We start from the raw sequence: 723 nt of genomic DNA on the forward strand, positions 1-723 counted from the left end.
TCACGGTCACCGCACTACGGTTCCACTCATTCGTTCCCGTTGGGAATGGCGCGTAGAAAGATTTTGTCACACCATCCGTCAAGACTGCCTCGGCCAAAATCGCGTAATCGTTCGATAACTTCTCGCCGCCTGCGGTATTCACCACATTCTCGGATTTGGACATCGCGGTGACTGTCACATTTTTCGCTGTGGTTTGGTTGAGTACGATTTCTTGTCCATACTTGCTGTCCACGTCCGTCACGGCTGTCCGCACAATGCGTGCCGAGGAGCTATCCGCAAAGCCTTCGGTATCATCGATGGCCATTTTATCCGCGCCTGCGGTCGATCCGCGCCACCAGCCGGTTGCCATCAATTCTGTGCTGGTTTCAAAACTACTATTTAGGACAGGGTTAAAGGTCGCCGATGCCTCCCCTTTTTCGAGTTGGACATTGTCAAACCACGCGGTTCCCGTTCCACCCGTGTCTTTATTTTGCTCCACTTCGAGGAAAATGTAGGCTTTCGCTGTCGTTTTCGTCGTCTTAATCGTCAGTTGGCGCTTCGTCCATGGACGGTTCGCCTTCAAATCGCTGTACCGGTTGCTCTGCCATGCTTCCCCATCGGTCACGCGTTTCCCTGTCGCATCCTGCAACTCGACATTAAAGAACACATTCGTATCCTTCATATCGCTCGTTTTGATGAGTGCACTCAACGTATACGTGCTATCTGGTTCCAACTCCACGATTT

General features: G+C 51.7%; 1 pseudogene. It reads right to left on the minus strand.

The features are described 5' to 3' along the window. Nucleotides 1-723 (minus strand): annotated as a pseudogene (locus tag PROCOU_RS17935) (hypothetical protein); the annotation flags it as partial.

It is taken from the genome of Listeria rocourtiae FSL F6-920 (genome assembly GCF_000525975.1).
In the GTDB taxonomy this organism is placed as follows: domain Bacteria; phylum Bacillota; class Bacilli; order Lactobacillales; family Listeriaceae; genus Listeria_A; species Listeria_A rocourtiae.